The 18953-nt window shown below is 62.6% G+C and carries 19 protein-coding genes and 1 pseudogene; 17 read left to right on the top strand and 3 right to left on the bottom strand.

What is annotated here, in order from left to right; translation table 11 throughout:
* Positions 1–51: 51 nt before the first annotated feature.
* On the top strand, positions 52–2109 hold the full coding sequence (locus AC27KI_RS04195; protein WP_487112709.1) for a ParB/RepB/Spo0J family partition protein: 2058 nt from the start codon (positions 52–54) through the stop codon (positions 2107–2109).
* Positions 2110–2172: 63 nt separating this feature from the next.
* Positions 2173–2382 (top strand): hypothetical protein, encoded by a 210-nt coding sequence (locus tag AC27KI_RS04200; protein WP_487112711.1) that lies wholly within the window; start codon positions 2173–2175, stop codon positions 2380–2382.
* Positions 2383–2564: 182 nt separating this feature from the next.
* On the opposite strand, the gene AC27KI_RS04205 is transcribed toward AC27KI_RS04200, so the two are convergent.
* Complete coding sequence (locus tag AC27KI_RS04205; protein WP_487112713.1) at positions 2565–2918, bottom strand: hypothetical protein; 354 nt, start codon at positions 2916–2918, stop codon at positions 2565–2567.
* 15 nt (positions 2919–2933) lie between these two features.
* Here AC27KI_RS04205 and AC27KI_RS04210 point away from each other — a divergent pair, with 15 nt between their 5' ends.
* Both AC27KI_RS04210 and AC27KI_RS04215 read left to right on the top strand, forming a co-directional pair.
* Positions 2934–3341, top strand: coding sequence for a hypothetical protein (locus AC27KI_RS04210; protein WP_487112715.1), 408 nt, complete (start codon positions 2934–2936; stop codon positions 3339–3341).
* A gap of 790 nt (positions 3342–4131) precedes the next feature.
* The gene (locus AC27KI_RS04215) at positions 4132–4446 is read left to right on the top strand and encodes a DUF736 domain-containing protein (RefSeq protein WP_487112717.1); all 315 of its coding nucleotides are present in this window, start codon (positions 4132–4134) and stop codon (positions 4444–4446) included.
* Positions 4447–4810: 364 nt separating this feature from the next.
* On the opposite strand, the gene AC27KI_RS04220 is transcribed toward AC27KI_RS04215, so the two are convergent.
* Positions 4811–5104: a helix-turn-helix domain-containing protein gene (locus tag AC27KI_RS04220; RefSeq protein ID WP_487112719.1), complete on the bottom strand. Its 294-nt coding sequence runs from the start codon at positions 5102–5104 to the stop codon at positions 4811–4813.
* Positions 5105–5325: 221 nt separating this feature from the next.
* Between AC27KI_RS04220 and AC27KI_RS04225 the strand changes: the two genes are divergently transcribed.
* The 10 genes and pseudogenes from AC27KI_RS04225 to AC27KI_RS04270 all read left to right on the top strand — a co-directional run bounded on the left by AC27KI_RS04225 (position 5326) and on the right by AC27KI_RS04270 (position 14243).
* On the top strand, positions 5326–5673 hold the full coding sequence (locus AC27KI_RS04225) for a DUF2958 domain-containing protein (RefSeq protein WP_487112721.1): 348 nt from the start codon (positions 5326–5328) through the stop codon (positions 5671–5673).
* Positions 5674–6017: 344 nt separating this feature from the next.
* Positions 6018–6788 (top strand): DUF2285 domain-containing protein, encoded by a 771-nt coding sequence (locus AC27KI_RS04230; RefSeq protein WP_487112723.1) that lies wholly within the window; start codon positions 6018–6020, stop codon positions 6786–6788.
* Positions 6789–6871: 83 nt separating this feature from the next.
* Positions 6872–7162 carry a helix-turn-helix transcriptional regulator gene (locus AC27KI_RS04235; protein ID WP_487112725.1) on the top strand — a complete coding sequence of 97 codons (291 nt, stop codon included), beginning with the start codon at positions 6872–6874 and terminating at the stop codon, positions 7160–7162.
* A 26-nt stretch (positions 7163–7188) separates the two neighbouring features.
* Positions 7189–8048, top strand: a pseudogene (locus AC27KI_RS04240) (replication initiator protein A).
* 265 nt (positions 8049–8313) lie between these two features.
* The gene (gene parA, locus AC27KI_RS04245) at positions 8314–8949 is read left to right on the top strand and encodes a ParA family partition ATPase (RefSeq protein ID WP_487112727.1); all 636 of its coding nucleotides are present in this window, start codon (positions 8314–8316) and stop codon (positions 8947–8949) included.
* Positions 8949–9206, top strand: a complete 258-nt coding sequence (locus tag AC27KI_RS04250) for a chromosome partitioning protein ParB (protein ID WP_487112729.1) — start codon at positions 8949–8951, stop codon at positions 9204–9206. Before parA ends, AC27KI_RS04250 begins: the two co-directional genes overlap by 1 nt.
* Positions 9203–9736 carry a DUF2840 domain-containing protein gene (locus AC27KI_RS04255; protein WP_487112731.1) on the top strand — a complete coding sequence of 178 codons (534 nt, stop codon included), beginning with the start codon at positions 9203–9205 and terminating at the stop codon, positions 9734–9736. The genes AC27KI_RS04250 and AC27KI_RS04255 overlap by 4 nt, the downstream gene beginning before the upstream one ends.
* Positions 9733–10308, top strand: a complete 576-nt coding sequence (locus tag AC27KI_RS04260) for a S26 family signal peptidase (RefSeq protein WP_487112733.1) — start codon at positions 9733–9735, stop codon at positions 10306–10308. The genes AC27KI_RS04255 and AC27KI_RS04260 overlap by 4 nt, the downstream gene beginning before the upstream one ends.
* A 448-nt stretch (positions 10309–10756) precedes the next feature.
* Positions 10757–12712 (top strand): DUF3363 domain-containing protein, encoded by a 1956-nt coding sequence (locus AC27KI_RS04265; protein WP_487112735.1) that lies wholly within the window; start codon positions 10757–10759, stop codon positions 12710–12712.
* Between the two features lie 571 nt (positions 12713–13283).
* A complete protein-coding gene (locus AC27KI_RS04270; RefSeq protein ID WP_487112737.1) occupies positions 13284–14243 on the top strand; it encodes a C-terminal binding protein in 960 nt (319 codons plus the stop codon).
* Positions 14244–14274: 31 nt separating this feature from the next.
* Here AC27KI_RS04270 and AC27KI_RS04275 read toward each other — a convergent pair whose 3' ends face one another.
* Positions 14275–15861 carry a sigma 54-interacting transcriptional regulator gene (locus tag AC27KI_RS04275; protein WP_487112739.1) on the bottom strand — a complete coding sequence of 529 codons (1587 nt, stop codon included), beginning with the start codon at positions 15859–15861 and terminating at the stop codon, positions 14275–14277.
* A gap of 191 nt (positions 15862–16052) precedes the next feature.
* Between AC27KI_RS04275 and AC27KI_RS04280 the strand changes: the two genes are divergently transcribed.
* The 3 genes from AC27KI_RS04280 to AC27KI_RS04290 all read left to right on the top strand — a co-directional run bounded on the left by AC27KI_RS04280 (position 16053) and on the right by AC27KI_RS04290 (position 18868).
* Positions 16053–16607, top strand: a complete 555-nt coding sequence (locus tag AC27KI_RS04280) for an OsmC family protein (RefSeq protein ID WP_487112741.1) — start codon at positions 16053–16055, stop codon at positions 16605–16607.
* Between the two features lie 81 nt (positions 16608–16688).
* Entirely contained in the window at positions 16689–17393 is a 705-nt protein-coding gene (locus AC27KI_RS04285; protein ID WP_487112743.1) for a DsbA family protein, read from the top strand.
* A 266-nt stretch (positions 17394–17659) separates the two neighbouring features.
* Complete coding sequence (locus tag AC27KI_RS04290; protein WP_487112745.1) at positions 17660–18868, top strand: MalY/PatB family protein; 1209 nt, start codon at positions 17660–17662, stop codon at positions 18866–18868.
* The last annotated feature ends 85 nt before the right edge of the window (positions 18869–18953 follow it).

Below are 18953 nucleotides of genomic sequence, written 5' to 3' on the forward strand. Positions count from 1 at the left end.
GGAGGGGCGGTTCCCCTCCATTCCCTTGTTTCACTCGATTGGAGATTCACCATGAATGCCGTTACCACCACCGAAGTCCAAGCTCTCAACACCCGCACCACTGTGCTGCAAGCCGCCGACCCGAGCAAGCACATGATTCTGGTTCCGCTGTCGCGGCTGGTGTCGCGTCCCACGGGCCGCAACGTGCGCAAGACCCCGCGCATGTCCATCCCCGAGCTGGCTGCATCCATCCAGCGCGTGGGCCTGCTGCAAAACCTGATCGTTATTCCCACCGCCGACGGCGAGCACTACGAGGTGGTGGCTGGTGGGCGCAGGCTGGCCGCGTTGAAGCTGCTGGCGAAGAAACACCACATCGCCAAGGATTGGGATGTGCCTTGCCTGCGCGTGGCCGATGGCACGGCCCGCACGGCTAGCCTGACCGAGAACGTGCAGCGCGAATCCATGCACCCCGCAGACCAGTTCGAGGCCTTCGCGGCCCTGGTGGCCGATGGGCGCCCCATCGAGGACATTGCGGCGGATTTCAGCGTCACGCCGCTGGTAGTGCAGCGCCGTTTGAAGCTGGCGAACGTTTCGCCGCGCCTGATAGGCGACTACCGGGCCGATGCCGTGACGCTCGATCAGTTGATGGCGCTTTCCATCACCGACGACCACGCCGCGCAGGAAAGCGCGTTCTACGATGCGCCCCAGTGGCAGCGTCAACCGTCCGCGCTGCGCGAACGCCTCACCGAGCGTGAGATTGACGCCTGCCGGCATCCGTTGGTGCGCTTCGTCGGGGTGGACGCCTACGAGGCCGCAGGCGGTGGTGTGCGCCGTGACCTGTTCGCGGAAGGCGACGTGGGCGTGTACCTCACCGATGCGGCCTTGCTTGAACGACTGGCGCAAGACAAGCTGGCGGGCATCGCTGCCGAGGTGAAGGCCGAGGGCTGGGCATGGGTCGATGCCACGCCGGGCACGACCCATGCCGACCTGCACGCCTTCCAGCGTGCCCCGAGAGAGCGGCGCGAACCCAACAAGCGCGAAGCGCGGCGCATCGAGAAACTGCAAGCCAAGATGCAGGAGGTGGCCGAGGCCATTGATGCCGCGACGGACGCCGAGGACGAGGACAAGGCCGACGCCTTGCAGGAGGAAGGCGAGCGGCTGGGTGAGCATTTGAAGGCGCTGGAAGACGGCTTGCAGGGTTATGCCCCGAACGTGAAGGCCGCAGCCGGTGCCATCGTCACCATCGACCGCGACGGGCAGGCCGTGATTCATCGCGGGCTGCTGCGCGAGGCCGAGGCCAAGGCGCTGCGCACGCTCGAAAAGCTGCGCCAGGGTTTGCGCGACCCGGACGCCGCGAACGATGACGAAGGAGAGGACGACGAGCAGCCCAAGGCCGCACCGATTTCCGACCGGCTGGCGCAGCGCCTGAGCGCACACCGCACCGCCGCGCTGCAAATCGAAGTGGCCCAGCATCCGCAAGTGGCACTGGCCGCGCTGGTGCATGGCATGGTGCAGAGCGTTTTGCAGAGCCGTTACCATGGCCACGATCTACCGCTGGGCGCGCGCCTCACAGTGCAAGACCGGCTGGAAGGCATGGCCCCGGACTGGCCGGAATCGCTTGCTGCCGTGGCCCTGCGCGACTTGCAGCAGGCGTGGGGCGACAAGCTGCCCGAAGATAGCGCCGACCTGTTCGCCGCGTTGCTGGCGATGGAGCAAGGCGAACTGGTCAAGCTGCTGGCCGTGTGCGTAGCGTCCACGGTGGACGTGGTGACGGCGCGCGCCACGGTGTACCAGCCGGGCGAGGAGCTGGCGCAAGCAGTGGGCCTCGACATGGCCGCATGGTGGAAGCCGAGCGCGGAAGGCTATTTCAAGCACGTTCCGAAGGCGGTTGTTCTTCAAGCCGTGGGCGAGTTCGCGCCCGAGAGCGTCAACCGTCTGGCGAAGCTGAAGAAGGCCGACATTGCCAGCGAAGCCGAGCGGCTGGTGAACGGCACGGGCTGGATGCCTGTCATCTTCAAGGCGGAGGCGCACGCGCCTGCACCCGAGGAGGGCCCGCAGCATGTGGAGCAGGACGGCGCTGAAGAAGCCGCCAGCGTGGCGGATGTACCCGCCGAGGCAGCGGCGGCTTGACCCATGCAAAAGGAAAGCGCCCCGGCCTTGACCGGGGCGCTTCGCTCGGAAGGAGAACCGCCCATGACCCGCATCACCACTAGCCGCCCGCGCATGGCTACGATCTATGCGCCCGGCACGGTGCGCGCCCGCCGCTGGAACGGCGATGGCGACGTGCGCGGCTACCGCCCGCCCTCGGCCTGGACGGCTTGTGCCGACCTCACCGACATTCATCCCATCACGGGCCGCACCTTGCCGCGCGTCGTGTGGCGGCTCATCGAGATGAAGGAGTAACCGCGATCCGCACCGCGCCCAGGCCGTTCCGACCTGGGCGCGGTGAACTTCAAAAATCCGGGCGCGGCAGTGGCTGCGCCCGGTGTAGAAGACCCAACAGCCCGATCAGCACAGAACGCCACTGCCTTTCCTGGCTCCGGCCACTCTATTGGCGCGTCGATGGAGATGGCTGCGAGAGCGCATCACACCTTGATCGGGCCAAACATTCCCGTGTAGATCAGCGTTTCCCAGACCTTCTTGATCCCCTGTCCGGTCTCCTGGCTCACGAACAACGATGACCGCGCGCCGTGAGGGGCACCCAGGAAATACGAGCGCATTGATTCCCATGTCTCGGCCACCTCCGACCAGGTCCAGCACGGCACCTCTTTCTCCAGGATCAGCGGCACTGCGATGGACAGCGGGATCATGTTGTCCGTCGGAAGGAGCTCTTCCCAATTGCACTTGACCAAAATCGGGGTGGTCTCTGCTGCGTAGAACTGCACATCCAGCCTTTCCGCTGTGATGTGAGCAGCGTGGTGGCGGGGAAGGGCGATCACGGAGTCCAGTACATCTTGGCCATCGCCATAGGGGCAGGTGATGAATCCGTTGACGAAGTGCCGCGTGTGATCGAGGCCTTTGTAGCCGCAGCGATCACTTGGTCTGGTTGTGGGGTGACGGCCATGGTGATTGCGCACCAGCGGGTGCCATGTGGGGTATCTGTCAACCACAGGTCCGAGCTCATCCACGATGTCCCGCAGCGCTTGCTTGCTTCGCGCTCTCTCCGACTCGTCCGCATCCCGGGGGCGGGGGACAAGGTATTTTTCCACTTCTTCGTACCCGGCTTGTGCCGCTTCGTCTGCTCGGAATGCCATGATCAATCTCGTCCTTTCTTGATTGCGCGTTATTTATTGAAGTTTCGCATGAAACTGATGTTTTATGCAAATTTCCATAAAAACATGCAAACCTTCAAGGAGTGGTGATTTTTTGATTGGCCTTGGCGTGTCAGCGCGGGCGCCGCCGGGCTTTCGGGTTGCGCCCCGTGCCGACTTCGCCGTCACGGTCATCCGGCTTCGATCCCTCACGCCTTTGCGCCAGCCGGCGCTGCGCGCTGCGCTTGCCTCCAGGGGATCGGCGCACGGCCCATCACCGCCGCGCGAGCTTGGCGCCCCTCGAATACCGCCGAACCGGCTGCGCCGGATCGGCCAGGGCCAGCGACCCGCTGCGATGGGCAGGCTGGGGCGGGTACACAGGGGCTTGCTGAGGCAGGTTGTGTGAATGCGAGCCGTCCTCAACGCTGGCGGTTCTCGCCCATCACGTCACGAAGGACGGTTCATGGACATCCCGCCCGGCATCGCCATGGAGCTTCCACGCCACGCCTCAAGACCAGCGCCGCAAGGTGTGGCTGGGGCGTTCTCGCTTGTCGTCGGGTGGTTGACCTGGCACGCGTCAGTGGGCGAGCCGGTGCAGCCTTCGTGCGGGGATGCCGAGTCGGCCCTGTCTCCTTTCGGTGCGGTTCGGCCCAAGGCGTCCTTGTGTTGCTGTGAATCCTGGCGGTGGCGCGGCTGCGCCTTGGGCTTCATGGCTGCAACCGTCCGGCGAAAACAATTTCCCCTGCACTGCGATGCATTCCTCGCGGTCCAAATTCTTTTCGCCTCCCGGCTCTCCACTGCGTTGCGACCGCAAGCGGTGCAGCCCGCCCGTCCCCCGCCGGCCGGATCACAACAAGGACGCGATGGGCGCGAACCTTGTTCCACCAAAAGGAGATCCATCATGGCCAACATCGGCAGCTTCACCGCAGACAAAGACGGCTACACCGGCACGCTTCGCACCCTGACGCTCAACGTCAAGGTCAAGCTGGTGCCCAACGACAAGGGGGACAACGAGAAGGCCCCAGATTTTCGCCTGCAGACCGCTAGCCACGATATCGGCGCGGCGTGGAAGAAGACCAGCGAGGCCGGGCGGGAGTACATCTCCGTGACCATTGACGATCCTTCGTTCCCGGCCACGGTCTATGCCCGCCTGATCGAAGGCGAGGACGGCACGCACGACCTGATCTGGTCGCGCAGCAAGCCCCAGGCGGCGTGACCGCCGCAGCGCCCGGCCCACGTGGCGGGGCGCAGTGCTGCCTCCGCGGCACTTCAAGGAGGCAATACCATCGCCAAGGCTGCGCCGTGTCGAGCGGCTTTCGCATGTGTTGAGTTGCCCGCTGCAAGCGGTGGCCGGGCGTGTCGGTGCGTTGCACCGCCGGGCTTTACGGGCTGCGCCCCGTGCCGACTTCGCCGTCACGGTCATCCGGCTGCAATCCCTCATGCCTTCGCGCCTGCGGCGCTGCGCGCTTCGCTTGCCTCCTGGGGAAAGCCCTGCGGTCTATCCCCGCCGCGCGATGCTTGGCGCCCCTGCAGTCCCCGAACCGGCGGCGCCGGATCGGCCACGCCAGTGACGTCGCACGCTATGGCGTGTCACTCTTCTTCGCCACAGTCTCCAACTCCTGGCGCACCTGCACCAGTAGCTGGTCGGCCTGCTGCAGGTCGTCGCCGGCATAGGCCAGCGTCAGCAGCGTGAGCGGGTGCACTTCCATGACCTCGCACAGCTCGGCCAGCTTGTTCAAGGTGGGGCTTTTGAGGTCGCGCTCCAGCGTGCTCATGTAGGTGCGGCTGGACACGTCGGAGAACGCCTCCTGGCTCAATCCACGCGCTTTCCTGATGGTCTTTAGTGCCTCCGACAATGTATGTTTCGCTGCCAACCTTGGATCTCCCCAAAATCCAAGATGACAGTCGATTGCGTCCCATAGGGCTACAATCTATAGTGTTCATTCATGTGACCTACCGCTTTTGTGCTTCTACGGAAATCCGCATTTGCGGCTTCTCTCGGAAGCGCAAAGTCGCTTCCGTGTCTTTCCTTAAACCCGCCGATACGGTTCTGCGCTTTCACGCTTCGGCGGGTTGTGCGAATAAAGGGATACCTATGAACCGGCTCATCACCGAGGACGAGCGCAGGCTGTTGCTGGAACACGGCCAGGCCCGCGCCGCTGGCCGGGTCATCGACCCGCTGCCCGTGGTGCGGCTGTTCACGCCGGATGCCCACGCCACCTGGCTGTTGGTGTCGCTCGACCCAGCCGACGGCGATACGGCCCATGGCCTGATCGACTTGGGGATCGGCATGCCCGAGTTGGGCGAGATCAAGCTGTCCGACCTAGCATCCATCGTCGGCCCGAACAAGCTGCCCGTGGCGCGGGATCGGTATTTTCGGGCGGTGCGCCCGCTGTCGGAGTACCTGCGGTTGGCCCGGGAGAACGGTTCCGTCCTCGATTGAGCCGTTCGCGCCACGGCCAAGCCGGGCACATTGAGACTATTTCGGTCTTGCTCCAGACCTATCAGGTCTTGGTCCGCACTGTTGCACCAAACCAGTGCCTCTCTGACGCAAACGGTCATGACGCCAGCCGTGCCATAGGGCACGGTGGATACCGCAGGAGGCCGCATTTCCTCGCGCGCCACCGTCGCATTCAGACGATCCACGCAATCCATCGGATGCTTTTCGTCTTGACACGCAAGTTACTAATCTACCAGCTTATTCACGATTGGACGCTAGTTCGATGCGGTGACTTTGGGGAATGAAACCTGTGACGGCAGTCCTGCGGTTCTACGGGAGCTTGCTTCATGGCCGAGCCGCACCACCTCGCGCGCTGGTATCCGACTGCCGCCTACCTCTACGTCCTGTGCCTGGACACGCTCGCGCTGGCCTGGGAGTACCTACGCCGCCATCCCGACTACCGGCTCGACTGGCTGCGCCGTCCTCGCCGGGAGCAAACGCCGCATGAAGCCGCAAACCGCTGGGGCCTGCGTCTGCTGGAAGACCCGGCCCTGGATGCGCGGGATGCGCATCCGGCCTGGCTGCCGGGCCACGCCGCCGTGGTGCAATTCCACCCCGATGCCGATCCGCCGCCGGATGCTTCCACCTTCGCCTTTTGGCGCATTCCCGGCCACAAGCAGTTGCTGCACGACGGCAAGGGTCTGGCGCTGATCGCGCGCAGCCCCGGCCTTTGCCAGCGCTATGCGCTGGCGCCTGGCCTGGAGGACGGCATGGCCGTGGCCCACGCCTATCGTGGCCGTCGCTCCGCCCCTGTGGCCCCTATGCCTGGTACGCATGCGTCAATGGCTCGGCCCAGGCCGCCCCCTGCGGCGCTGCTGGAGCTGCACACTTTGCAGGCGCTCGACGCCACCCTGGCGGGCGCGTCTTTGCGCGACGTGGCCGAAGGCTTGTTCGGCGTCGATGCCGCGGTCGGTTGGCACAGCGATGGCGGCCTGCGCTCCAAGGTGCGCCGCCTGGCGCGGCGCGGTGATGCGCTGATGCGCGGCGGCTATCGCCGCCTAGCACAGCTGCCGCCGCTTGAGAAGGGTCGCTTTGACGAGGACGCAAAACGACCCTGAGCAAGAGCGCTTCGTTTTCTGAGACTGCCTCCATCCGGTTGCGCTATGTGGCCGGAGCCCTGCAACCGATGGAGGTTCTCACCATGCGTCCTGCTCCCTTGCGGCCTGCCACCGCTCCCGCAACCCCTTCGACCGCTGCTGCACAGCCGCAGCGTTATCTGACCAACGACGAAGCCGCCGAGTACCTGCGGCTGTCGCCGCGCACGCTGGAAAAGCAGCGCGTGCTCGGTGGCGGCCCCAAGTTCCGAAAGTTCGGCCGCCGCGTGATGTACGCCGTGGCCGACCTCGATGCCTGGGCTGCGGATCGCAGCTTCGAGAGCACATCCGATCCCGAATACGCCGAGCACCACTCGGCCGACAGCCGTGCGCGCTGATCGCTGGCGCGCGGATGGCCTTCGCCATGTCCAGCCCTGCGCTGCCGTCCCGGCAGCGGCCCGTGCCGGAGCGCGAACAGCTCGACCTGTTCCGCGCCCTGCCGGGCGACATGGCGCCGCGCGACAGCCAGGACTTGATGGCTTTCCCGTTCTTCTCGCTGGCGAAGTCGCGGCGCGCTGCTCCGATCGACTTTCGCAGCGGGAACGTCACCATCCGCGTGGAAGGCACGCAGGAGCATGGCATCGCCACGATTTGGGACGCGGACGTGCTCATTTGGGCGGCCTCGCAGATCGTGGAGGCGCGCGACGCGGGCTTGCGCCCATCGCGGCTGATGCAGGCCACACCCTACGAGATCCTGCGCTTCATCGGGCGCGGTACGTCGCTGCGCGACTACCAGCGCCTCAAGGCCGCGCTGGATCGCCTGCAATCGACCACGGTGGCCACGTCCATCCGCGAGACGACCGGGCGGCGCCTGCATCGCTTCTCGTGGATCAACGAGTGGAAGGAACTGGCCGATGCCAAGGGGACGCCCTTGGGGCTGGAGCTGATCCTGCCGGACTGGTTCTATGCGGGTGTGCTGGACGCGGCACTGGTGCTGACCATCGACCCGGCGTATTTCCGGCTCACAGGCGGGATCGAGCGGTGGCTGTACCGGCTGGTGCGCAAGCATGGCGGGCGCAGCCGGGCGGCTGGCAATTCGACTTCCGGCACCTGCACCGCAAGTCGGGCAGCACGGCCAAGCCCTACGACTTCGCCTGCGACCTGCGCGCCCTGGTGGCGCGGCAGTCGCTACCGGGCTACATCCTGGGCATCGAACGGCTGGATGGCGCCGAGCTGCTGACGTTCCGGCCAGAGCGTCCCGTGCCGCCCACGGCACGGGGATAACCGGGGCAAAGCCTGTGAATGGGCTCGTGCTATCGGGCGTGCCAGGTATCGTGCTATCAGGCGTGGGACTATCGTGCTATCAGGCGTGTGCATCGGCCGCAAAGCCAGTGCTGGCGCGGGTTTCGACCTCCCTTAACTTCCCTAACTTAAAGTATCTAACTGGTAGTAGAAGCGCCTCGCCACGGTGGACAAGCACCAAGTCGGCGAAAGAAGGGCACGAAAACCGGCAGCAACCGCCGGGCTTTCCAACACGGAGGGCCAGGCCATGATCGTCGCGCTGCTCAACCAGAAAGGTGGCGTGGGCAAGACCACGCTCGCCACCCACATCGCCGGCGAGCTGGCGATGCGCGGCCAGCACGTCGTTCTGCTGGATGCCGACCCGCAAGGCTCCGCGCTGGACTGGACACAGCGCCGCAGCCAGCAAGGTTTGCCGAGGCTGTTCAGCGCCGTGGGCCTTGCGCGCGAAACGCTGCACCAGGAGGCGCCAGAACTCGCCAGGCGGGCCGATCACGTCGTCATCGACGGGCCGCCGCGCATCGCCGCCTTGGCGCGCTCCGCGCTGTTGGCGGCCGAGCGCGTGCTGATTCCCGTGCAGCCCAGTCCCTACGACCTGTGGGCCAGTGCCGAGATGGTGGCGCTGATCCGCGAGGCGCAGGTGTTTCGCCCTGCATTGCGCGCGGCCTTCGTCATCAACCGGCGCGTCAGCACCACGGTGATCGGGCGCGAAGCACGTGGAGCGCTGGCCGAGCAGCCGCTGCCCGCACTGTGCGCGGAAGTGCATCAACGCATCGTGTTCGCCGACAGCGTGGCCGCTGGCCGGCTGGCACGCGAGACGGCGCCAGACAGCGCCGCCGCGCGCGAAATCACTGCGCTGGTTGATGAACTGCTGCGGTGGCCGTGATGACCGCGAAGCCAGCACGCAGCAAGCGCGTCGGCATCGGCGCGCGTCCGCCCGCGAATCCGCACGCCGAGGCGTGGATTCGCCATGGCGGCGCCGACGACCTCCAGAAGGGCGACCTGTACACGGCTCGCCTGACCCTCGACATCACGCCCGCCATGCGGGCGCGCATCAAGGTATCGGCCTTCACGCAAGGCGTGACGGTGGCCGATCTCCTGCGCGCGCTGCTGGAGCGCGAATTCCCGGAGAAGTCCTCATGAACACACCCGCCTCGACGGCTTCGACTGCATCGGCGCCGCCATCCATTCCGCCTGTCGGCGTGGCCGACGGTGTGCCGCTGACGCGCGTTGCGCTCGCATACATCGACCAACGCTTCGACCTCTATCTGCGCTTCGGCGATCCTGCGCGCATCATCCGGTTCGACCGCTGGCGCCGTTGCGCGGTGTTCACGCCGAACGCGGTTCTCTGCCGCATCCGCTGGCAGGCCAACGACTACGGCACGATCCGCTGGCAGCTCATGGTGATGCAGGCTTGCATGCCGATGGATGGCGCGCAGCGCATCCGCGGTGTGCAACCGGGGGCGCGCCTGTTGCTGCACGCCGAGGGTGAACAGTCGGTGCGTGCAGTACTGGCGCGCATCGACGCCATCGAGGCACTGTGCATCACGCCCGCCACCGCCTCGCCCGCGTACTGGCCAACGCTGGGCAACCGGCTCGCTGCGCGTCTGCCGCTGCCCGAATACAGTGCCGAGCGGCATGCCGCATGGTTGGCCGGGAGGGCGTTGCCATGACGGCCCATCCTCGCTCCCGCCTGCGTGTTCGCCTCGTGCTGGCGGGCCTGTCCGCCTGCGGCCTCGCTGCGCTGGCCTGGGCGTCCTTCGTGCATCCACTGCCGCGCCTGACCTACAACCCGTCCGACAGCGTGGCGGTCGGCTGGTATCGCGTCGATCCGCTCGACCATCGCGCCAGCTCGCTGCCACGTCCGCCGCCGCCTTCATTGCACGTGGGCAGCATCGTGCTGGTGCCACTGCCCGTCGAGGCCGCCGCGCTTGCTGCGCAGCGCGGCTACCTGCCGATGCGCATTCCGCTGCTCAAGCGCGTAGGCGCGATGGCGCCGCAAGAGGTGTGTATCGCTGACGGCCGAGTACGCATCGACGGCGTGCCTTCGGCCGCCGTGCTGCCTGCTGACCGCTGGGGCCGGCCACTGCCATCATGGCCGCAGTGCCGCCGCCTTCGGTCTGGCGAGCTGTTTCTGCTCAGCGTGACCAATCCGGCATCGTTCGACAGCCGGTATTTCGGGCCGGTCAGCGCAGCCGCCGTGATCGGCGTTGCGCGCCCGGTCTGGCTGGAGTCGCGCCGATGATGGCCGCCGATTCGCTGCACGTCGCCGTGCATCCTGTCGTGCTATCCGGCGTGTCATTCCGACTGCTTTTGCCATGTCGTCGCGCGTGCAGTGCGGATGCATTCGCTCCGCACTTCGCACTGCCTCCGGCGCAGCCGTCCCACGTGCAGGCGTCTTGCCTTGAACACGGCTGGCCTGCGGCCATTGCCGTGTTCGCCGGTGCGCTGGCTGCTGGTGCAGCCTGGCTACCGGGCCGCAATTGCCGGGAGCGGATGCGGGAGGCAAATGCGGAAGGCAAGATAAAAGGTCGCAGCACTTCGTTGTGCGGAAAGCCAAGCTGCACGTGGGGTTGGCGCGGCACGCGCCAGGGAGCAGCGGCGTGCCGCCAGAGTGCGCAATGCCGCATTGGCATTGGCGAAGATGCGTGCTTCGCACGCCTAGTTACTCTGGGCTGGGATGAAGGTGCCACATGAGCAAGCGCGACGACGACCATTTCCGCGTGCGGCCTGGTGCTCCGAAACAGCGTGGCGATGCCTTCATCAACCAGGTGCTGCGCCAGACCAACAAGGCCGGCGCCAAGTTCGGCGAGACGGCTGGCAAGACCGGTCAGAGGCCTGGTTCCCGATTGGGGCGCGGCCACGTTGCGGCCCGCTTTGCCGGGGCCTCGCTCGCGCCCAACGCCCGGCGCGTGACGATCAAGGCGGGCCTGGTCCATCTGGCCAAGGCCGGGCCGCGCTCGACCGCCGCGCACCTGCGGTACATCGAGCGAGAGGGCGTCGATCGCCGGGGCGGGGCAGGGCACGCCTACGGCCCGGCAACCGATGCGGCGGATACCACCGCCTTCGAGGAGCGCGGGCGCGAGGATCGGCACCAGTTCCGCTTCATCGTCTCGCCAGAGGATGCCGAACAGCTCGATGACCTGCGCACCTACACCCGGCACCTGATGGCGCGCATGGAGGCTGACCTGGGAACCCGGCTGGACTGGGTGGCGGTGGACCACTGGAACACCGACAACCCGCACACGCACGTCGTATTGCGCGGCAAGGACGACACAGGGAAAGACCTCATCATCTCCCGCGACTACATCGCCCAGGGGATGCGCCGCCGTGCCGCTGAACTGGCGACCGAGTGGCTGGGGCCACGCACCGAGCTGGAGATCCAGCGTGCCATGCAGCGTGAAGTCGATCAGGAACGGTGGACGGGGTTGGACCGTACCTTGCAGCGTGAGGCCAAGGACGGGTTGGTGTTGCCGGAGACGTTGGCGGCACCCCGGCTGCAACGGCAGCGACAAATGCTGATCGGCCGCCTGCAGCACTTGCAACGCATGGGCCTGGCGACCGAGCAGCGGCCCGGCGTTTGGGCCATCCACGAGGAGGCCGAGCCGACCCTGCGGGCCATGGGCGAGCGCGGCGACATTATCCGCACCATGCAGCGCGCCATGAGCGGCCAGGAGCGTGAGTTAGCCGTGTTCCAGCCTGGCGAGGATGGTCGCACTCTCGTCGGCCGCGTGGCCGGCAAGGGCCTGGCCGACGAACTCAATGACAAGGGCTACCTGATCGTCGATGGCATCGACGGCAAGGCGCACTACGTCGCGCTGCCGCCGCGGTCGGAGCTGGAGCAGTATCCAACCGGCGCCGTGGTAGAGGTAAAAGACGCGACCGAGATCCGCAGGGCCGACCGGAACATTGCTGCGCTGGCAGTGGGTGGCATCTATCGCACCGACCATCACCTGGCGCTCGCCCAGGGCAAGGCCACGCCCGACCGCGACCCGCGCGAGGTGGTGGCGGCGCACGTGCGCCGGCTCGAAGCCTTGCGGCGTGCCGGCATCGTGGAGCGCGTGGTCGAAGGCGTTTGGCGCGTGCCCGACAACCTGGCCGAACGGGGGCGGCAGTACGACGCGCAGCGGCTGGGAGGCGTGGCGGTGGAGCTGAAATCGCACCTGCCCATCGAGCGGCAGGCCCGCGTGATCGGGGCGACCTGGCTGGATCAGCAACTGATCGGCGGTGGCAAGGGATTAGGTGACCTGGGCTTTGGTAGCGAGGTTAAGGGTGCCCTGCAACAGCGCACCGAGTTCCTGGTCGAGCAGGGGCTGGCCGAGCGGCGTGGACAGCGGGTGATCCTTGCCCGGAGCTTGTTGGCGACGCTTCGGGAGCGCGAACTGGTGAAGGTCGGGAAGGACATAGCGGCAGAGACTGGGCTTGAGTATCGGCCAGTGTCTGAGGGGCTGCGCGTCAACGGAACCTACCGGCGTAGCGTCATGCTCGCCAGCGGGCGCTACGCGGTGCTAGATGACGCCCTTGGGTTCAGTCTGGTGCCGTGGAAATCAGTGCTTGAGCAATGGAAAGGACGTCAAGTCGCCGCAACGGTTTATAGGGGGGCTGCCACATGGGAGTTGGGGGTCCGCGGAGGCATATCACTTGGTTAGTTCCGGTCTTTTAGGCCCATTCCGGGCGCAGGTGAGAATGCCTTGCGCACCTCGCCGCTAGGTCTGTCTTTTCAATTCTCGCCCGCTGAGCGACTAACCTTCCTCCAAGGCAGAGACGAGACGCCGACCGTGAAAGGTCATATGCAAATGTTCCGCGCGGTCGGCATCCTCCGGAAGGAGCGCTGCAGTAGGCGCTTCAGGCCCGAGTAGGATCGCTTCTGGTCGCTCCATCATCCGATTCGTCGAGAGGAGGTAAAGAAGGGACGGGCCGCTCACCAAGGTGTAGACGGCGGCTAGGCGCCTATGGCGCGCGAGCGATATTACGGTCTAGTGCAAGTTGAGGTCTGCCTCTGCGATTTCTCGGGTCATCGCGGCCAGTGGCGGTAAAGCCCAGCAGATTGGTGCAACACAGGGCAATACACAGGACTTCGTGATGCCGTCAACGACATCGCTTTCTTCGGTCGTGAAGGAAATGCAGATCATGGTTTTTCCTGGCATTGTCTCTACCGAAGCCGATGCACTGCTAGATGGCTCCGCCGGTCTCTTTTCTTAATCTGCCAATACGCTCAACATGAAACGCCCCCTGGTAGTTGTCACCGATACTGTCTTCCCTGATCTACGGATCACTCAGGAAATTCTCTCCCCTCTATGCGAAATAGTCGTCGTCAAAGATGCCATCGACGATGGCTTGGGGTCTTTGCTGCGCGAGGCAACGGGTGTCATCAACTGCTACGTGACGCTTACGCCAGAGCACGTCCAGGAAATGCATCAGTGCCGCATCATCTCGCGCACAGGAATTGGCCTGGACACAGTGCCGATTGATCTCGCGACGCGGCAGCGGATTCAGATCACGAATGTTCCTGACTACTGCCTCGACGAAGTGGCAGATCACGCACTGGCGCTGGTTCTTGCCCTGCAGCGTGGCATTTGTCTAGCCTCTAACGCCACCAAGGCAGGCGAATGGAATGTCCAATTGTCCGGTCGCCTCTCGCGCTTGAGGGGGCAAACGTTCGGCCTCATGGGCTTTGGCCGAATTGGCCGCTCGGTAGCGGCGCGTGCTCTCGCCTTTGGCTTTCGGGTCATAGCGCACGACCCTCACATGCCTGCTGCCACGTTGCAGGCCTATGGGGTAGCGCATGCAACATGGGATGAAGTCATTGAAAGCTCCGACGTGCTCTCACTGCATATTCCTATGACTGACGCTAATCGTCACATGATCGATGCGCATGCACTGTCTCGCATGAAAAAGGGCGCGGTGCTGGTGAACACTGCACGCGGTGGGCTGGTCGATACTGAAGCTGTGATTGACTCACTGCAGTGTGGGCATCTGGGCGGAGCTGGACTTGATGTATTGGATCGCGAACCTCCAAGCCGCCAACAACTTGCCCATGGTTTGGACAATCTACTGATTACGCCGCACGTGGCCTTCTATTCGGAAGAAGCGATGCAAGATCTGCAAAGACAGTCTGCACAAGCCGTCGCTGACGTGTTGCAAGGTAAAGAGCCGCGACACTGGGCCAACCGCTGGTAGCTTGGTACGGTGCAAGGGGGCTGCGGTGCCCCTATTTTTTCGTGATTCCCAACTTGCGCAGCTTGCCCGCCACCGAGCTGTGTGAGAGTCCTAGCTGGGCTGCCAATTTGCGCGTACTGGGGTACTTGGTGTATAGATCCAATAGCAGTTCTCGCTCAGTCTGCTCCATTCGAGCAGCGTAGGTGTCCCCAACGGAATGTGGGGTGATCGAGGCTGCCTCAGCAAACGCCGGTTCACCATGGAACGCGTTTTGCTGTCCGCGGCGAATCTCGTCGGGCAAGTCAGACATTTGAAGTGTCTCGGATTCAGCCAAAGTAACAGCGCGAAACAGCAAGTTCTCCATCTCTCGAGCATTGCCTGGCCAAGCATAGGCGCATAAGCGAGCCATTGCCTCGTCTGTGATTTCGCGGCACGGCTTGCCAATTTGGGAAGCTGCCCTCGCGATGAAGTGTTTCACCAGTTCAGGAACGTCGACCCCACGGTCGCGGAGTGGAGGCAGATGGATGGTGAGCACATTCAGGCGGTAGTACAGGTCTTCTCGAAATTGCCCAGACTTCACCAGTTCTGGTAGGTTGCGATGTGTTGCTGCCAGAATTCGAACGTTCACCCGAGTCTCTGCTGTGCCTCCGATGCGCATGAAGGAGCCATCCTGCAAAAAGCGCAGTAGCTTTGCCTGCAAGTAAGCGGACATTTCGCCAATCTCGTCCAGGAACACCGTGCCGCTGTCGGCGAGCTCGAATAGCCCCGGTTTGCCGGTGCGTTGTGCGCCACTGAAAGCCCCGGCTGCGTACCCGAATAGCTCGCTTTCGGCCAGGCTTTCAGGTAGCGCTGCACAGTTGAGCGCAAGGAATGGTCGCCCCGCACGGAGCGATAGCCGATGACAGGCTCGCGCGACAAGTTCTTTGCCAGTGCCTGTTTCACCGGTGATAAGTACGGGTGCGTGAACAGGCGCGAAGCGGTTGATGAGCCTGACAGCATCGAGCATGCCCGTCGATCTGCCAAGCAATCCGGTATCTGCGAGTGTTTCCCGTTTCTCGATTGCATAGATGTCCTGACCCAATGTGGCCGCAGCACGAAAAATGAACACAGCACCATGCGCATCTTCATGCGCATCACCGACCTGCTCAACGACAGGCAGAACGTCTACGAGGAAGGGCTTTCCTCGAACGGAAACCTCTCCCCCGGCGCAGGACTGCAGTCGGTCAGCCAGGCAATTCCCAAGCGCTGGATCTACGAGTGCTCTCAAAGGCGGCTGTGCCAACAAGCTTGTGGCTTCAAGCGAGAACACATCCCTGGCTGCTGCGTTGGCGAGGATGACATTCCCCGACATGTCGACTGCAATCAGCGGCGTTGAAATTGCATTTACCAGTGCATCGAACTGCATGCGCTGGCATTCGTGAGGCAGTAACTCAACTTGTCGTACTGACTGCACGCCTTGCACGGACATCAAGTCGTCAATAAGCAAGTGGGCGCTGGAGGTACTAGGCGAGTCAAAGTCTAGGTAGGTCCGATTTGCTGCAACCTCAATACCACGCAAAGATAAGCCCCGCCGCTCAAGTGTCGTGAGCAGTTGAGGTCGAGGGCCGGATCGGCCGTCACTTGTCACTTCGATCTTCATGAACTGATGTAAGAAAAATTGTACAACTTGACCTGTGTGTGCACTGGGTTGTGCAAATTTTCGCACACTTCGCGTGGGAATTTTGGTAAGTGGTTGATTTGATTTGATTTTTTTCCTGGCACGTCATTTGCACTTATGACGCGTGCCATCCGGCACTTTTCTCAACCTGCTTCAACCAATCAGCCTGAATCATGAGCGCAAATTTAAACGGAATCGACGTCGCCGGACTGCATGCCTTTGCGGCAGCTGTTAAAGATGACCAAAAGAAGGGCATCGTGCAATTCAATGTGAAGACAAACTGGGAGGGTCAGACGCGCACGGTTGCAACCGCTTCGGAGTACGTTCTCGGCGGTCAAAAGCATCAACGCCATTTTGAAATAGCCGCTGACGAGCCTGGTGAACTGCTGGGCAAAAACTCTGCGCCCAATCCACAAGAAGTGCTTATGGCAGCACTTAACGCCTGCATGTCGGTAGGCTACGTTGCAAACGCGGCAGCTATGGGCATCGCCATTGAGAAACTGGAAATTACCACGGAAGGCGAGCTGGACCTGCGAGGTTTTCTCGGGTTGGATCCCAATGTGAAACCCGGTTATGAACAGGTTCGCTACACCGTAAACCTGCGCACCAACGCGCCACGAGCCAAGGTTGAAGAGCTGCACGAGTTGGTCATGCGCACGTCGCCAAACTTCTCAAACTTCGCCAGCCCGATCAAGATGATCCCCACACTCGTGGTGGAAGTGCCCTAACTGCCCTTTTTTCTAGGCACACAGGGGAGAGGGCAAAAGTCGTATCCCTTGTGCTGAAGACACCTGCTTTTACCTTGCCCAATGAATCCCAAGCTTATCTACATCACTGACACTTATTGCTGCTGGTGCTACGGCTTCAGTGGCGTGGTGCACCGGATCGCGCATGAATATGCTGGCCACCTCGAAACTAGGGTTGTAAATGGAGGAATGGTGCCGCGCGACCTGCCGTTGCAGAGTCTCTTCGCTTCGTTCCCCGATCCGATAGCTCTTCATGAGCGCATATCGACACTGTCGGGCCAAACGTTCGGTGAGCCCTATTTAGACCATCTTCGGGCGTTGCCGAATTCACAAAGAGTCCTGAATTCTTCGCTTCCTGCCCGAGCCATGAACGCTTTCAAAGCTACCGGGGCTTCCAGCGAACTCGGGATCACAGAGGAGATTCAAGGTGCTTACTACCGAGATGGTCTTGATCTGAGCAACATTTCGACTTATGAGCGTTTGGCTGCGAAATTGGGTGTTGAATTTTCGTCTTTTGAGCGAATTTTTAATGACCCTGCAACGGTTGCTGCGGTTCAGTCGGAGTACGACTGGGTGAAACGCGTCGGCGTACGAGGATTTCCAGCACTGCTGCTTGAGCGAGAGGGCGAACTCGTGGAAATTTCCCGTGGATTTGCCGACTATGGCAGTGTTCGTCGTGTACTGAGTCAAGTGCTATCGGAAGAGCACAAGGAACATGGGCCTTTGGAGGCAAATGCCTGCCGCCTTGACGGCAGTGGATGCAGCTGAATCGACGAGGCAATTCTCGAACTCTTCATGCATTTCAAGGGCTACGGGGCGCGGTTGGCTTAGTCCTCCAAGACTTCAATGTCATTTCATGGAGGTCGTGCTGATGCGTACGATTATTCCATCCGCATCCAACCATTCTGCGGTTCATGTGTCAGCACCCGGCCGCAACTCAATGGCATCGGCTCCCCATCCCGTCGACAACAAATGCAAGACCTAGGCAACGCCTCACTCAAGCCCTCGCACTCTAACCGTATGAGAGTATTTTTATGACATTCGATTTTGATCAACCGATCTCGCGCCAGGGTACAAACGCTCTTGCGGAGGATGGCTACGAGAATTATCTGTTCGGAGCCGAGCCGTTGGTGCCGGAGTTGAAAGTGCCCAGTATGGAACTGGTGTCCATGTGGGTTGCCGACATGCAGCTAGCTGCACCAGAGGCGGCCATCGACGCCGTGCGCGAGCGGCTGCAGCGCCCCATATTTGGCTACACCATGAACTTTGACGACCAGTTGTACGATGCCTTCTCGGCATGGTGCGAACGGCGGTATGGCTGGCGCTTCGATCGTGACCAGATGATGGTATCCATGGGGGTGATTCCAGCGCTATCCGGCCTCGTTGAGTACATCTGCGATCCCGGTGACAAGGTGCTCGGTTTGACGCCTTCATACGGCTACTTCAAGCACGCGGTTGTGAACCATGGCGGGATTTTTGAGACATCTCCCTTGCGAAAGAGCAATGATGGGGACTACGAGATCGACTTCCAGGACTTCGAGCGCAAGGTTCGCGATCCATCTGTCAAGCTGTTCTTTCTCTGTCATCCCCACAACCCGACCGGACGCGTCTGGACCGCAGAAGAGTTGCGGCGAATGGGCGAGTTGTGCCTTTCCAATGGCGTCAAGATTGTCTCCGACGAGATCCACTGTGACCTGACCCGCACGGGCGTGACGCATGTGCCCATGGCCAAGCTATTCCCCAATAGCAAGGACATCATCACCTGCATGGCGGTAAGCAAAACGTTCAACTTGGCCGGGATGATGATCGCCACGGTGCTCATCCCCGACGCCGAGCTTCGCGCCACCTGGAAGCGCAGGCACTATCCGTTCGTTAATCCGCTGAGCCTTGCTGCGGCAGTCGGTGCCTATCGAGATGGTGAAGCTTGGCTTGTGGCGCTCAGGCAATATCTCGACGACAACTTTGCATTCATGCTGCGCTATCTCAAGGAATGGCTTCCCAAGGCACGTTTTCAGATTCCGCAGGCTACGTATCTGGCGTGGGTGGATTTGAGTGCTTATTTTGATGAATCAGTCAATCTGACCAGATTTTTCCTCGAAAGCGCCGGGTTGATTCTCGAAGGGGGGGAGATGTTTGTCGAGAACGGCGACCAATACGTCAGGCTTAACCTTGCATGTCCTCGTGCCCAAGTCGAAGTAGCCTTGAAGAGGTTAGCGGCAGCCATTTTTTCATTGAAATCCTAGTGAAAGGCATTATTTTTGTAGCACCTAACTAAAAAGAAACGGCACGGTGAAATGAAATGAATCATCTCGACCCAGTTGCCCTCGA

It is taken from the genome of Acidovorax sp. KPB24-03 (assembly GCF_057546605.1).

Excerpts from the sequence above, each read along its gene's own strand:
- AC27KI_RS04215 (WP_487112717.1), top strand. The coding sequence starts at position 4,132 with ATGGCCAACATCGGCAGCTTCACCGCAGACAAAGACGGCTACACCGGC.
- AC27KI_RS04200 (WP_487112711.1), top strand. The coding sequence starts at position 2,173 with ATGACCCGCATCACCACTAGCCGCCCGCGCATGGCTACGATCTATGCG.
- AC27KI_RS04280 (WP_487112741.1), top strand. The coding sequence starts at position 16,053 with ATGAGCGCAAATTTAAACGGAATCGACGTCGCCGGACTGCATGCCTTT.
- parA (WP_487112727.1), top strand. The coding sequence starts at position 8,314 with ATGATCGTCGCGCTGCTCAACCAGAAAGGTGGCGTGGGCAAGACCACG.
- AC27KI_RS04225 (WP_487112721.1), top strand. The coding sequence starts at position 5,326 with ATGAACCGGCTCATCACCGAGGACGAGCGCAGGCTGTTGCTGGAACAC.
- AC27KI_RS04230 (WP_487112723.1), top strand. The coding sequence starts at position 6,018 with ATGGCCGAGCCGCACCACCTCGCGCGCTGGTATCCGACTGCCGCCTAC.
- AC27KI_RS04270 (WP_487112737.1), top strand. The coding sequence starts at position 13,284 with ATGAAACGCCCCCTGGTAGTTGTCACCGATACTGTCTTCCCTGATCTA.
- AC27KI_RS04275 (WP_487112739.1), bottom strand. The coding sequence starts at position 15,861 with ATGAAGATCGAAGTGACAAGTGACGGCCGATCCGGCCCTCGACCTCAA.
- AC27KI_RS04250 (WP_487112729.1), top strand. The coding sequence starts at position 8,949 with ATGACCGCGAAGCCAGCACGCAGCAAGCGCGTCGGCATCGGCGCGCGT.
- AC27KI_RS04235 (WP_487112725.1), top strand. The coding sequence starts at position 6,872 with ATGCGTCCTGCTCCCTTGCGGCCTGCCACCGCTCCCGCAACCCCTTCG.
- AC27KI_RS04265 (WP_487112735.1), top strand. The coding sequence starts at position 10,757 with ATGAGCAAGCGCGACGACGACCATTTCCGCGTGCGGCCTGGTGCTCCG.
- AC27KI_RS04285 (WP_487112743.1), top strand. The coding sequence starts at position 16,689 with ATGAATCCCAAGCTTATCTACATCACTGACACTTATTGCTGCTGGTGC.
- AC27KI_RS04195 (WP_487112709.1), top strand. The coding sequence starts at position 52 with ATGAATGCCGTTACCACCACCGAAGTCCAAGCTCTCAACACCCGCACC.
- AC27KI_RS04255 (WP_487112731.1), top strand. The coding sequence starts at position 9,203 with ATGAACACACCCGCCTCGACGGCTTCGACTGCATCGGCGCCGCCATCC.
- AC27KI_RS04290 (WP_487112745.1), top strand. The coding sequence starts at position 17,660 with ATGACATTCGATTTTGATCAACCGATCTCGCGCCAGGGTACAAACGCT.
- AC27KI_RS04260 (WP_487112733.1), top strand. The coding sequence starts at position 9,733 with ATGACGGCCCATCCTCGCTCCCGCCTGCGTGTTCGCCTCGTGCTGGCG.